At 36.3% G+C, this 13,640-nt stretch carries 15 protein-coding genes; 14 read left to right on the forward strand and 1 reads right to left on the reverse strand.

What is annotated here, in order from left to right; genetic code table 11:
- Window positions 1–6: 6 nt before the first annotated feature.
- The 4 genes from rsmG (at window position 7) to ACTDJC_RS05110 (ending at window position 3,670) form a co-directional block, all read left to right on the forward strand.
- Complete coding sequence (rsmG, locus tag ACTDJC_RS05095; RefSeq protein WP_230575655.1) at window positions 7–726, forward strand: 16S rRNA (guanine(527)-N(7))-methyltransferase RsmG; 720 nt, start codon at window positions 7–9, stop codon at window positions 724–726.
- Between the two features lie 248 nt (window positions 727–974).
- Window positions 975–1,823, forward strand: a complete 849-nt coding sequence (gene noc / locus ACTDJC_RS05100) for a nucleoid occlusion protein (protein ID WP_098310150.1) — start codon at window positions 975–977, stop codon at window positions 1,821–1,823.
- A gap of 241 nt (window positions 1,824–2,064) precedes the next feature.
- A complete protein-coding gene (gene soj, locus ACTDJC_RS05105) occupies window positions 2,065–2,826 on the forward strand; it encodes a sporulation initiation inhibitor protein Soj (protein WP_098310149.1) in 762 nt (253 codons plus the stop codon).
- Window positions 2,819–3,670 carry a ParB/RepB/Spo0J family partition protein gene (locus tag ACTDJC_RS05110; protein WP_440602786.1) on the forward strand — a complete coding sequence of 284 codons (852 nt, stop codon included), beginning with the start codon at window positions 2,819–2,821 and terminating at the stop codon, window positions 3,668–3,670. Before soj ends, ACTDJC_RS05110 begins: the two co-directional genes overlap by 8 nt.
- An 18-nt stretch (window positions 3,671–3,688) precedes the next feature.
- Here the strand turns inward: ACTDJC_RS05110 and yyaC are convergent, their stop codons facing one another.
- The gene (gene yyaC / locus ACTDJC_RS05115; RefSeq protein ID WP_098310147.1) at window positions 3,689–4,285 is read right to left on the reverse strand and encodes a spore protease YyaC; all 597 of its coding nucleotides are present in this window, start codon (window positions 4,283–4,285) and stop codon (window positions 3,689–3,691) included.
- Window positions 4,286–4,720: 435 nt separating this feature from the next.
- Here yyaC and ACTDJC_RS05120 point away from each other — a divergent pair, with 435 nt between their 5' ends.
- The 10 genes from ACTDJC_RS05120 (at window position 4,721) to dnaB (ending at window position 13,508) form a co-directional block, all read left to right on the forward strand.
- Window positions 4,721–5,590 carry a mechanosensitive ion channel family protein gene (locus ACTDJC_RS05120; protein ID WP_098310146.1) on the forward strand — a complete coding sequence of 290 codons (870 nt, stop codon included), beginning with the start codon at window positions 4,721–4,723 and terminating at the stop codon, window positions 5,588–5,590.
- A 20-nt stretch (window positions 5,591–5,610) separates the two neighbouring features.
- Window positions 5,611–5,808, forward strand: coding sequence for a DUF951 domain-containing protein (locus tag ACTDJC_RS05125; protein WP_302850595.1), 198 nt, complete (start codon window positions 5,611–5,613; stop codon window positions 5,806–5,808).
- 209 nt (window positions 5,809–6,017) lie between these two features.
- On the forward strand, window positions 6,018–7,118 hold the full coding sequence (gene ychF, locus ACTDJC_RS05130; RefSeq protein WP_440602787.1) for a redox-regulated ATPase YchF: 1,101 nt from the start codon (window positions 6,018–6,020) through the stop codon (window positions 7,116–7,118).
- A 192-nt stretch (window positions 7,119–7,310) separates the two neighbouring features.
- Entirely contained in the window at window positions 7,311–7,598 is a 288-nt protein-coding gene (gene rpsF, locus ACTDJC_RS05135) for a 30S ribosomal protein S6 (RefSeq protein ID WP_098310143.1), read from the forward strand.
- A gap of 30 nt (window positions 7,599–7,628) precedes the next feature.
- Window positions 7,629–8,138: a single-stranded DNA-binding protein gene (ssb, locus tag ACTDJC_RS05140; protein WP_098310142.1), complete on the forward strand. Its 510-nt coding sequence runs from the start codon at window positions 7,629–7,631 to the stop codon at window positions 8,136–8,138.
- 44 nt (window positions 8,139–8,182) lie between these two features.
- Window positions 8,183–8,419, forward strand: a complete 237-nt coding sequence (gene rpsR, locus ACTDJC_RS05145; RefSeq protein WP_098310141.1) for a 30S ribosomal protein S18 — start codon at window positions 8,183–8,185, stop codon at window positions 8,417–8,419.
- A gap of 167 nt (window positions 8,420–8,586) precedes the next feature.
- Window positions 8,587–9,525, forward strand: coding sequence for a YybS family protein (locus ACTDJC_RS05150; RefSeq protein ID WP_440602788.1), 939 nt, complete (start codon window positions 8,587–8,589; stop codon window positions 9,523–9,525).
- Window positions 9,526–9,714: 189 nt separating this feature from the next.
- On the forward strand, window positions 9,715–11,688 hold the full coding sequence (locus ACTDJC_RS05155; protein ID WP_098310139.1) for a DHH family phosphoesterase: 1,974 nt from the start codon (window positions 9,715–9,717) through the stop codon (window positions 11,686–11,688).
- Window positions 11,685–12,131 carry a 50S ribosomal protein L9 gene (gene rplI / locus ACTDJC_RS05160; RefSeq protein ID WP_098310138.1) on the forward strand — a complete coding sequence of 149 codons (447 nt, stop codon included), beginning with the start codon at window positions 11,685–11,687 and terminating at the stop codon, window positions 12,129–12,131. The genes ACTDJC_RS05155 and rplI overlap by 4 nt, the downstream gene beginning before the upstream one ends.
- 27 nt (window positions 12,132–12,158) lie before the next feature.
- Window positions 12,159–13,508: a replicative DNA helicase gene (gene dnaB / locus ACTDJC_RS05165; RefSeq protein ID WP_098310137.1), complete on the forward strand. Its 1,350-nt coding sequence runs from the start codon at window positions 12,159–12,161 to the stop codon at window positions 13,506–13,508.
- Window positions 13,509–13,640 lie beyond the last annotated feature (132 nt).

A 13,640-nucleotide genomic window follows, 5' to 3' on the forward strand; every position in this document is an offset into this window, starting at 1 on the left:
AGCGAGATGAATATAGAACAATTTCAATCTATGCTAGTAGAAAGAGGTATTACTCTTTCTGCTAGGCAGTTAGAGCAATTTGAAATCTATTTTGAAACGTTAGTTGAGTGGAACGAAAAAATGAACTTAACAGCAATTACAGAGAAGGAAGAAGTGTATTTAAAGCACTTTTTTGATTCCATTACAGCTGCTTTCTATCATGATTTTTCAAAGCCATTTTCTGTTTGTGATGTTGGTGCAGGAGCGGGGTTTCCTAGTATTCCTTTAAAAATCTGTTTTCCAAATTTAAAAGTCACAATTGTCGATTCCTTGCAAAAACGTATTACATTTTTAAATCATTTAGCAACAAAGTTAGAATTAACTGACGTAGCGTTTTGTCATGATCGTGCTGAAACATTTGGAAAAAAAGAAGGCGTACGTGAATCTTTTGATATTGTAATGGCACGTGCGGTTGCTCGTCTCTCTGTTTTAAGTGAATTGTGTTTACCGCTTGTGAAAGTCGGGGGAACATTTATTGCAATGAAAGGTTCCGCCGCAAACGAAGAAATTGAGAATGGCAAGTATGCTCTGCAAGTGCTTGGTGGCGAATTGAAAGGAATTGCTACGTTCCAATTACCATTTGAGGAAAGTGAACGTAACATCTTATCAATTGAGAAAAAGAGAAAAACACCAAATAAATATCCGCGTAAACCAGGGACACCGAATAAATTACCTATTGAAAAATAAATCTTATTAGACGTAAGATTAAGTTATATAAAGTGAAGCTTCTATCAGTAAGTTTGTTTATCGTTACTGATGGCTAGTTGAACGAATCGGGCTTTTACAGGCAGTTATCCACCACCTATCTTTTTGGATTCCTCACAATATTGAGGCGGGGGCTTACTGTCCGTTAGAGCGGGATAAAGACGTAAATGTTTCACATGGAACATTTTTGTATAGAGTATTCAATAGGATTCAAAGGTGGTGGAATATGTATGAGAAACACGTTTTCTCGTTTATTTGGCTTTGGAGAGAAAGAGGCTGAATTAGCACTACAAGAAGAAAGCCATGAAGAGATAAAGCAAATTTCGTTATCAAAAATTGTTCCAAATCGCTATCAGCCACGTACAATTTTTGATGATGCTCGTATTGAAGAGCTTGCGCTTACAATTCATACGCATGGATTAATTCAACCGATTGTTGTTCGCCAGTATGAAGAAGAGAAATATGAGATTATTGCTGGTGAAAGACGTTTTCGGGCTGCAACAAAATTAGGATGGGAAACTGTCCCAGCTATTGTTAAAAATTTGAATGATACTGAGACCGCTTCTGTTGCCCTAATTGAAAATTTGCAACGAGAAGAACTTACGGCAATCGAAGAGGCTGTTGCTTATCAAAAGCTAATTGAATTACATAATTTAACGCAAGAAGCACTAGCGCAGCGACTAGGTAAAGGGCAATCTACAATTGCAAACAAACTAAGATTATTAAAGTTGCCAGAAGATGTTAAACAAGCATTATTAGAGAAGAGTATTACAGAACGCCATGCTCGTGCCCTTATTCCGCTTAAAAATGAAGAGCTTCAATTAAAGATTTTACAAGAAATTATTGAAAAGCAATTTAATGTGAAGCAAACAGAAGATCGAATTGATAAATTGTTAGAAGAAACGAAGCCGAAACGAAAAGCAAAGCAAAAAGCAGTAAGTCGCGATATGCGTATTGCAATGAATACAATTCGTCAATCTTTACAAATGGTTACGAATAGTGGCTTGAATGTGAATTCGGAAGAAGAAGAATTTGATGAATACTATCAAATTACAATTAAAATTCCTAAAAAAAAATAAGAGAATAGAAAGACCTCAACCGTTGGTAGAGGTCTTTTTGCTTTATCACGCATTAATAGCTAGTAAGACCTCGGTGATGGAGGTTTCGCTTTATTAGTACTATATTTTCTTTTAAAATTAAGAAGGAGTTTGTAAATAAATTTTGAAGTTTAATATAAACAAAAGAAACATGATTGTTTCATGTTAAAATAAAAACAATCATTTGTAGAATAAGACAGAAAGGTTGAAAGTAGGTGACATCATGGGGAAAATCATTGCCATTGCTAATCAAAAAGGTGGGGTTGGAAAAACAACGACATCGGTAAATTTAGGAGCTGGATTGGCACAAGTAGGAAAAAAAGTACTTCTTGTTGATATTGATGCACAAGGGAATGCAACGACAGGAGTCGGAATTGAAAAATCAGATTTAAATGAATGTATTTATAATGTGCTTGTAGAAGATACGGATGTTCGTGGGGTTATACAGAAAACAGCAACTGAAAATCTAGATGTGCTTCCTGCTACTATTCAGCTAGCGGGAGCTGAAATAGAACTTGTACCGACAATTTCCCGGGAAGTTCGCCTGCAGCGTGCGCTGCAGCCAATTCGTGATGAGTATGATTATATTATTATTGATTGTCCCCCATCTTTAGGTTTATTAACCATTAACGCATTAACTGCTGCAGATTCTGTTATTATTCCTGTTCAATGTGAGTATTACGCCTTAGAGGGGTTAAGTCAATTATTGAATACAGTTCGCCTTGTACAAAAGCATTTAAATAAAAATTTAGCAATTCAAGGTGTTTTACTAACAATGTTGGATGCTCGTACAAACTTAGGATTACAAGTAATTGATGAAGTGAAGAAATATTTCCGAGATAAAGTATATAGTTCGATTATTCCGCGTAATGTACGTTTAAGTGAAGCGCCGAGTCATGGTAAACCAATTATGATGTATGATGCTAAGTCGAGGGGGGCGGAAGTGTATTTAGATTTAGCAAAGGAAGTGATTGCAGGTGGCTAAAGGACTAGGAAGAGGAATTAATGCGTTTTTTCCAGATTTGGATGTGAAAGAGGAAGAAACAATTCAAGAATTGCAAGTAAACGAATTACGTCCTAACCCATATCAGCCGCGTAAATATTTTCACAAGGAAGCAATTCAAGAGTTAGCATTATCCATTAAAGAACATGGGATTTTACAACCGCTTATCGTTCGAAAAAGTATTAAAGGATACGAAATTGTTGCAGGAGAACGGAGATTTCGTGCTGCAAAAGAAGCAAATCTCGAAACAGTTCCTGTTGTTGTTCGAGATTTAAACGAGCAACAAATGATGGAGCTTGCGCTACTAGAAAATTTGCAACGTGAAGATTTAACGCCTATTGAGGAGGCGTTAGCATATCAAATGCTGATGGAACAACTTAAGGTAACACAAGAACAGTTAGCAAAGCGGCTTGGAAAGAGCAGGCCACATATTGCAAACCACATTCGCTTACTGTCTCTCCCATCTTTTGTACAAGAGATGATTTCAAATGGAACGATTTCTATGGGACACGGACGAACATTACTTGCTTTAAAAGATAAAACACAAATTAATAGCTTATTACAACGAATTGAAAAAGAAGGATTAAATGTCCGTCAGTTGGAGCAAATTATTCAGGAGATGAATGAATATGTTTCACGTGAAACAAAGAAACAAAAACCAGCAAGAAATATTTTTTTTGAGGAGCAAGAAACGGTGTTACGAGAGCGATTTGGAACTGCTGTGAAAATTAAAGAAACGAAACAAGAAAAAGGAAAAATTGAAATTCAATTTTTCAATAAAGGTGATTTACAACGTATTTTAGAACTTTTAGCAGGAGAACAGTAAAAAATAAACCATCTTGACTTATAGATGGTTTATTTTTTTCATTACAGCAAGTTTTTTATCTGTTTCAATAATACTTTCCGCAATGCTGGTGGCCATGTTCATAACAAGGTTTAATCTTGTATTTTGCAGTACAAAAAATTCCATAAATCCATTTAAATTTACAATGCCGTGGATATGCATATCACCAATTGCAGGGAGTTTTTTATTCATAGCGGCTCCAGGTTTACTAGGTCCTTTTCCGATTGTAATGGAACCAATATTTTGAGATTTTCCTAGACACGCATCAATTGCGATAATAAAGGGATCCATAAATGTTTTATGTATTTCTGTAATCGTTTCTTCTAAGTTTAAAGCGTGGACTGGTGATTCTAGTGTTCCGTATAAATGAAAATGTTGAATGTTATAATCTTGTAGTTTTGAACCAACAAGGGGACCTAATGCATCACCAGTTGATCGGTCTGTCCCAATACAAAGTACAATAAGTGGAGAGTCTTTTTCAATTGGGAGATGAGAGAGCAGAAAGCTACTAACTGTTTGATTGCAATTTGCATCATGATACATAACTTGCTCCGAATCTTTTTCGAAAAAAGGTAAGCGAAAACTTCCGATATTCATGAAGCATCCATCCTTTAATAGAATTTATCAAATTCATATGAATTTGATTTTCCCAAAAATTATTGCATGTCATATATTCTTTTGAATGTAAGAATTATATTGAGTTTATGGTTAGGGGAACTGCATTTTATGCTATGTGTAAATTAAGAAAGTTTCCATTCCCCCCCTGTTGATGGAGAATGAACCCTGTTGTAAAAAGATGAAGTATGAGTAGAAAGAGATATACACTTTTGTATCTAAATATTCATAAAATATAAATGCGGGTGAAGTATGTCGTGTAGCCTAAAGAATACTAGTACTAGTATATAAAAAAAGTTGTTATTTTATACCTTATAGAGTGTAAAAATAAAAGCGTATGAAAGAACTTTTTTCGTAAAATATAGGAGAAATTCTGTTACAATAAATAATGAATATGAGATAGAAAGGTAGGTCGCGATGAAAGGACTTCACGACTTATATACAAAATTGTTAGATGCAGGATTATGGGAAAATATTGGTCTTGGTTTACTACAAATTGCACTTATTTTCCTTATTTCAAGCATAGTTATTCGAATTGGCAGGGCAATTATCAGTAATGCTTTCAAAATAAAGACAAAATCACCAATTCAAATTTCTGAAAGAAGAACGATGACGTTAGCAAAGTTATTAGAAAATATTTTTACGTATGTTATCTTTTTCGTTGTAATAATCGCTATTTTAGGGGTATTTGGAATTGATACAAAAGGATTATTAGCTGGCGCAGGGGTTGTTGGTTTAGCAGTTGGTTTTGGTGCACAAAACTTAGTTAAAGATGTTATCACTGGATTCTTTATTTTATTAGAGGATCAATTTTCTGTAGGGGACTATGTACGCTTAGGCCAATTTGAAGGAGTTATTCAAGAGATTGGATTACGTACAACGAAAATGAAGAAATGGACAGGTGAAATTCATATTATTCCAAATGGAAATATTAAGGAAGTAACAAATTTCTCTGTTAGTAATAGTGTCGCCTTTGTAGATGTATCTATTTCATATGAAAGTGATATTGAACATGCAGAAAAAGTTCTTGAAAAGTTATTGGATGAATTACCAACAAGGTATGAGCAAATGGTTGCTCGTCCGCAATTATTAGGTGTACAGAGTTTGGCAGCGTCAGAAGTTGTTTTGAGGGTTACAGCTGAAGTAGAACCGATGCAACATTTTGTGGTAGCGAGAGCGCTTCGTAAAGAAATTAAAAATCGTCTTGATTTACATGGTATTGAAATTCCATATCCACGTATGGTTCTATATAACCGTGAAGAGCTGATGAGTGAAAAGGCAAATTAGCAGTGAGAGGAGTTTGGGGAGTGGAGCAAAAGCAATATAACTTGTACGATGTAGTGGAAATGAAGAAAGCTCATCCATGCGGTGAAAATCGTTGGAAAATTATTCGCATGGGAATGGATATTCGTATTAAGTGCGAGGGGTGTGGCCATTCGGTAATGATTCCTCGAAGAGAGTTTGATCGTAAGGTGAAGAAAATACTTATAAAGCATGAAGAATAGATGAAAAAATAAACAGTAGCTGATGCAGCTGTTTATTCTTTTTTCGCCATTACTACCTGTAAAAGCTCGATTGGTTTAACTAATAATTAGTGTGGGATAAAGCGCCCTCTCCACTTCATAGAGTTTCGTTTTATGAAACTCTATGAAGCTTGTCATTTTATTCGTTACTATCTATAATGATGGAAGATTGAGACATAGGAGTGAAGAATATGGGATTAACGGCTGGTATCGTTGGACTACCGAACGTAGGTAAATCAACATTATTTAATGCAATTACACAAGCGGGGGCAGAATCCGCAAACTATCCATTCTGTACAATAGATCCAAACGTTGGGATTGTAGAGGTTCCAGATTATCGTTTAAATAAATTAACTGAACTTGTTGAACCAAAGAAAACAGTGCCAACTGTCTTTGAATTTACGGATATTGCAGGTATTGTAAAAGGTGCGAGTAAAGGTGAAGGATTAGGAAATAAATTCTTATCCCATATTCGTCAAGTAGATGCAATTTGCCAAGTAGTTCGTTGCTTTGAAGATGAAAATATTACACACGTAGCGGGTAAAGTAGATCCGATTTCAGATATTGAAACAATCAACTTAGAACTTATTTTAGCGGATTTAGAATCTGTTGATAAACGCATTGATCGCGTGGCAAAATTAGCGAAGCAAAAAGATAAAGATGCTGCATTTGAACATGAAATTTTAGTCCGTTTAAAAGAAGCGTTCGAAGAAGGAAAACCGGCTCGTGCAGTTGAATTTACAGAAGAGCAAATGAAAGTAGTAAAAGGTCTTCACTTATTAACAATAAAAGAAATGCTATATGTAGCAAACGTTGGTGAAGATGATGTAATGGATCCATCTGGAAATGAATATGTACAAATTGTAAAAGAATTTGCTGCAAAAGAAAACTCTCAAGTAATTGTTGTTTGCGCAAAAATTGAATCGGAAATTGCTGAGTTAGATGAAGAAGAAAAGAAAGTCTTCCTTGAAGAACTAGGCATTGAGGAATCTGGTCTAGATCAATTAATTCGTGCGGCGTATGATTTATTAGGATTGGCTACTTATTTCACAGCAGGTGTACAAGAAGTACGTGCTTGGACATTTAAAACAGGAATGAAAGCACCGCAATGTGCTGGAATCATTCATACAGATTTTGAACGTGGATTTATTCGTGCAGAAACAGTATCTTATGATGACTTAATGGAACATGGTTCTATGACAGCTGCTAAAGAAGCTGGAAAAGTACGATTAGAAGGAAAAGAATACGTTATGAAAGACGGAGATGTTGTGCACTTCCGCTTTAATGTATAATTTTTTTATTTCCTAGGAAAAAAATAAAGTATTTAACTTGGCAAATTCATTAGGTTTGCCAAGTTTTTTATGTTTTCGTGAGTTGCTTCCTCTAACTTACTATGATATAATCTAAACTCGTGAGTAATTACTATAAATTAATTGCTCCTTGCCCAATTTGGGCCGTTTAGACCAAAAGGAGGTGAAAGTGTAATGAAAAAGTACGAAATCATGTACATCATTCGTCCGAACATGGAAGAAGAAGCTCAAAAAGCTTTAGTTGAACGTTTTGCAGGCGTTTTAACTGACAATGGTGCAGAAATCATTAACACAAAAGATTGGGGTAAGCGTCGTTTAGCTTACGAAATCAACGACTTACGTGACGGTTTCTACATGATCTTAAACGTAAATTCTAACCCAGAAGCGGTTAATGAATTTGATCGTTTAGCTAAGATCAGCGAAGATATCATTCGTCACATCGTTGTTAAAAACGAAGCATAATCATTAAGATATATAGGGAGAGTGGTTCGATTGATGAATCGTGTTATACTCGTTGGTCGTTTAACTAAGGACCCTGACTTACGTTACACGCCCAATGGTGTTGCAGTAGCTACTTTCACGTTAGCTGTGAATCGCGCATTTACGAATCAGCAAGGTGAGCGTGAAGCTGACTTTATTAACTGTGTAATATGGCGTAAACAAGCAGAGAACGTGGCGAATTATTTGAAAAAAGGTAGCTTAGCAGGCGTAGATGGACGTCTTCAAACTCGTAATTACGATGGACAAGATGGTAAGCGTGTATATGTAACAGAAGTTCTAGCGGAGAACGTACAATTTTTAGAACCGCGTAATAGCGGTGGTGAGCAACGCGGTTCATTCAATCAGCAACCATCGGGAGCAGGTTTCGGAAACCAAGGCTCTCAAAACCCATTTGGTCAATCTGGTAATAATGGTCAGAATGCTGGCTTTACTAGAAATGACGATCCATTTGCAAATGTAGGTCAACCAATTGATATTTCAGATGATGACTTACCATTTTAATGGTATAGAACGGGTATTTTAAAACAGAATGGAGGGAAATGAACATGGCAGGTGGACGCAAAGGTGGACGTGCGAAACGTCGTAAGGTATGTTTCTTTACATCTAACGGTATCACTAACATCGACTATAAAGATGTAGATTTACTAAAACGCTTCGTTTCTGAGCGCGGTAAAATTTTACCACGTCGTGTAACAGGTACTAGCGCAAAATACCAACGCAAATTAACAGTTGCAATCAAACGTGCTCGTCAAATGGCACTTTTACCATATGTTGGTGAATAATAACGCATGAAATGCACAGTAGAGTGTCACTCTACTGTGCATTTTGCTATTCTTTTCTTTTTTATTCCTAAGAGCTTCATCTTAAGATTTAGAAGGAAGAAAATCAGTCGGAGATGAAGAAATCCCACTGATGGAAGTTTCACTTTATAAGAAAGAAGGTGTGGATAATGAAGCGCACACGACTTATTACAGAAGGAGCAGTTTTACTTGCTTTATATGCTATCTTGCTCCTCGCCTCTCTGTATATGCCCATTTTAGGGGCTATATTTATATTTGCATTGCCGTTACCATTTCTTATTTTTACGATAAGATCCCCATTAAGTAGTGCTTGTATGTTATTAGGAGCAGCGATTCTTGTAACACTTATTGTTAGTTCGCCTCTTAGTATTGTGAATACACTTATGTTTGGGATAACGGGTATTGTATTAGGACATATGTATAAAAAGAAAAAAAGTATTATTGAAATTTTATTGGTAGGGACACTTGTATATCTTGTGAGTTTTGTATTGCTGTATGTTGTCAGCGTAAAGTTTTTTAACATCGATTTTATTAAGCAAATGGAAGACATATTTAAACAATCGATGGAACAAAGCGAGAAATTTATGAAAATGGCAGGTGCACCTGTAAATGAAGAGCAACTGGCTGAATTGAAAAAAGTAGGGAATATGCTTCGCTTGCTTGCACCAGCTTTACTTGCTATGGGGTCATTTTTTTATTCTTGGATTACGATTTTAATTGCTAATCGTGTCTTAAAACGATTAAAGTACACGGTGGAATCTTGGCCGACATTCCGTGATATACAGATTCCTAAGAGTATCGTTTGGTTGTACGTCGCTGTTATTTTGCTTTCTTCTTTTACGAAAATAGAAGCAGGCTCATATTTAGAAATGGTGGTTTTAAATTTATCAACAATTTTCACCTTATTACTGTTGTTTCAAGGTTTTTCGTTCCTTGCTTTTTTTACAAATGCAAAAGGATATACTAAAGCTATTCCAATTTTAATTTTTGTCGTAGGTTTGTTTGTACCAGTTTTGTTCCCTCTTGTGACAATCTTAGGTATAATTGATTTAGGCTTTTCGTTACGGTCGAAAGTACAGGTAAAATAAGTAGTTGAAACAAAGTGTTTTTTATAAGCCTTTTTTTGTAACGAAACATAGAAATATAAACTTTTATCCTGCACTTAATGGGACCGTAAGACTCTGTAAATAGGGGATAAGTCTGGTGAATTTGACTAAATATCAGTAGCGGAATGAAGACCTAACTGATAGAAGTTTCACTTTATAGGAGTTGTATATATGCCTGAATTTTATAAGAAACAGCGGTTTTTGTATCCTGTTTATGTGTTGGCATTTTTAGCGTTTGTACTCATTACAATTCTCGTCTATTTTCATTGGTTGATGGGGATGATTTCCTTCGTCGTCTTTTGTATCGTTTTATTTTTCACTATTAAATTTGAGCTTGCATTTCAAAAACGCTTTGAAAAGTATACGAATGATACGATTACAAGAGTTAAAAAGGTAAGTAATGAGGCTTTCAATCAAATGCCAATTGGAATTTTACTATATAACAAGGATTATGGAATCGACTGGGCAAACCCATATTTATCTTCCTGTTTAGGGCAGCATTCGTTAGCTGGATGGCATCTGTATGATCTATCAGAGACCCTACTTCTATTTACAAAAGGTGAAACAGCTAATGATATTGTATCTTTGAACAATCGGAAATTTCGCGTGTTTGCCAGAAAAGAAGAAAAGTTAATTTATTTCTTTGATGTGACAGAGCAAACAGAGATTGAGAAAATGTATGAAGACCAAAGAACGGTACTCGCTGTCATCTATTTAGATAACTATGATGAAGTGACGCAAGGACTAGATGATCAATTGCGTACAAACATTACAAGCCATGTTACATCTTTGTTGAATGAATGGGCTGTGAAACATGGAGCTTATTTGAAACGTGCTTCATCCGAGCGATTTTTCGTTGTATTAAATGAAAGTATTTTAGCGCAAATGGAGAAAGGGAAATTTGATATTTTAGACCAAGTACGTGAAGAAACGTCTAAACGAAATATTCCTCTTACATTGAGCATTGGTGTTGGTTCTGGTGATTTATCGCTAGCGGAGCTTGGAGCTATGGCGCAATCAGGTCTTGATTTGGCACTTGGACGAGGCGGAGATCAAGTGACAATTAAACAGGCGACAGGGAAAGTAAAGTTTTATGGCGGGAAAACGAATCCGGTGGAAAAACGTACTCGTGTACGTGCACGTGTTATTTCTCACGCTTTAAAAGATCTTGTGCTAGAAAGCAGCAATATTATTATTATGGGGCACCGAGCACCGGATATGGATGCTATTGGGGCAGCAATTGGTATTTTAAAAGTAGCACAACTTAATGAACGAGAAGGATATATCGTATTGGATGAAAATGATTCTGATAAAGGAATTAAACGTCTAATGGATGAAGTTAAGCAGCAAGGTGAATTGTGGTCGCGTTTTATTACACCGCAACAGGCGCTGGAATTTGCGAATGATGATTCGCTTCTTGTTGTAGTGGATACACATAAACCGTCCATGGTCATGGAAAAAAGGTTGCTTGATAAGATTGAAAATGTAGTTGTAATTGACCATCATCGCCGTGGTGAGGATTTTGTTGAAGACCCATTGCTTGTCTATATGGAACCATATGCGTCTTCCACGGCAGAACTTGTAACAGAGCTATTGGAATATCAGCCTAAGCGCTTAAAAATGAATATGCTAGAGGCGACAGCTTTACTTGCTGGTATTATCGTAGATACAAAGAGCTTTACATTCCGCACCGGAGCACGTACGTTTGATGCAGCTTCGTATCTTCGTTCACATGGTGCAGATACTGTGTTAGTACAAAAGTTATTAAAAGAGGATATGGAGCATTATTTACAGATTGCAAAAACAATCCGAAATGCATACATTTATAAAAATGGGATTGCGATTGCAAAGGTAGATGGTGATGGGTTTTATGATCAAGTATTAATTGCACAATCGGCTGATACATTACTGACAATGACAGGAATAGTAGCTTCTTTCGTAATTGCGCGGCGTAGTGAAACTGTTATTGGTATTAGTGGGCGTTCTTTAGGAGAGGTAAATGTACAGCTTATTATGGAGCATTTAGGCGGGGGCGGTCATTTAACAAATGCTGCAACGCAGATGCAAGACATATCAATTGATGAAGCAGAAGTAAAACTACAATCTGTTATAACTGAGTATTTAGAGGGAGGAACACAATCATGAAAGTAATTTTTCTAAAAGACGTAAAAGGTAAAGGTAAAAAAGGGGAAGTAAAAAACGTACCAGACGGTTATGCGAATAACTTTTTATTAAAACAAGGTCTTGCGGTTGAAGCAACAAATGCAAATGTGAAAACATTAGATGCGAAAAAACGCAAGGAAGAAAAAGATGCAGAATTAGAGCTTGAAAAATGTAAGGAGTTAAAAGAAACTCTAGAAAAGTTAACGGTAGAATTAAAAGCAAAATCAGGTGAAGGTGGCCGTTTATTTGGCTCTATTACAAGTAAACAAATTGTAGATGGTTTACAAAAAGCTCATAACATTAAACTTGATAAACGCAAATTTGAGATGGATGACGCAATTCGTGCGTTAGGATATACGAATGTTACTGTGAAATTACACCCACAAGTGACGGCGACAGTAAAAGTACATGTTACTGAACAATAAACAAAAGATTGAAGAGGAGGTTTGCGCATGAGTGACGTATTTGCTGATCGTACCCCTCCGCATAATATTGAGGCTGAACAAGCCGTTTTAGGGGCTATTTTTCTCGATCAAGAAGCATTAACATCAGCTTCGGAAATGCTAATGCCAGAAGACTTCTATCGAACGGCACATCAAAAGATTTATCAAATGATGCTTGATCTTTCTGATAAAGGAGAGCCAATTGATTTAGTTACTGCAACAGCAGCGCTTGCTGATCAAAATTTGTTAGAAGAAATTGGCGGTGTTTCCTATTTAGCTGAACTAGCGGAAGCTGTACCGACAGCTGCCAATGTAGGATATTATGCACGCATTATCGCTGAAAAATCGATTTTGCGCCGACTTATTCGAACAGCAACGCATATTGTGTCGGATGGTTATGAACGAGAAGATGATGTAGAGAGCCTGTTAAATGAAGCAGAGAAAAAAATACTAGAAGTATCTCAGCGTACGAACACAAAAGGATTTCAAAATATTAAAGATGTTCTTGTGACAGCTTACGATAAAATTGAATTACTGCATAATCAAAAAGGTGAAATTACAGGAATTCCAACTGGTTTCACAGAGTTAGATCGTATGACAGCAGGTTTCCAGCGTAATGATTTAATTATTGTAGCGGCGCGTCCATCTGTAGGGAAAACAGCATTTTCTTTAAACATTGCTCAAAATGTTGCTACGAAAACGGATGAAAATGTTGCGATTTTTAGTTTGGAGATGGGATCCGATCAGCTCGTTATGCGTATGCTTTGTGCAGAAGGAAATATTGATGCGCAGCGTCTTCGTACGGGATCTTTAACTTCAGAAGACTGGGCGAAATTGACGATGGCGATGGGGAGTCTCTCAAATGCAGGTATTTTTATTGATGATACACCGGGGATTCGCGTTAGTGAAATTCGGGCAAAATGCAGACGCTTGAAACAAGAACACGGTCTTGGAATGATTTTAATCGATTATTTACAACTTATTCAGGGTAGTGGAAAATCGGGTGAAAACCGTCAACAAGAAGTATCAGAAATTTCTCGTACACTAAAAGGGCTCGCTCGTGAACTAGAAGTTCCAGTGATTGCCTTATCTCAGCTCTCTCGTGGTGTTGAGTCCCGTCAAGATAAGCGTCCAATGATGTCTGATATTCGTGAATCAGGAAGTATTGAGCAGGATGCTGATATAGTAGCCTTTTTATATCGTGAAGACTACTATGACCGGGAAACAGAAAACAAAAATACAATTGAAATTATTATTGCTAAGCAGCGTAATGGCCCAGTAGGCTCAGTTGAACTAGCGTTTGTGAAGGAATTTAACAAATTCGTGAATTTAGAACGGCGCTTTGATGAGGGGGCCTAGTGAGGGTATAAAAAAGAAACACATTTCTTATAATAAAATGTGTTTCTTTTTTTGTTTGTGAAAAATAAGGTTATCATAGTAAAAAAAATATTTCTTACGAACAAAAAGAATAAAAGGGAAAAAAATGTTCGT

It is taken from the genome of Bacillus sp. GB_SG_008 (assembly GCF_052038115.1).
GTDB classification, from domain to species: Bacteria; Bacillota; Bacilli; order Bacillales; family Bacillaceae_G; genus Bacillus_A; species Bacillus_A rhizoplanae.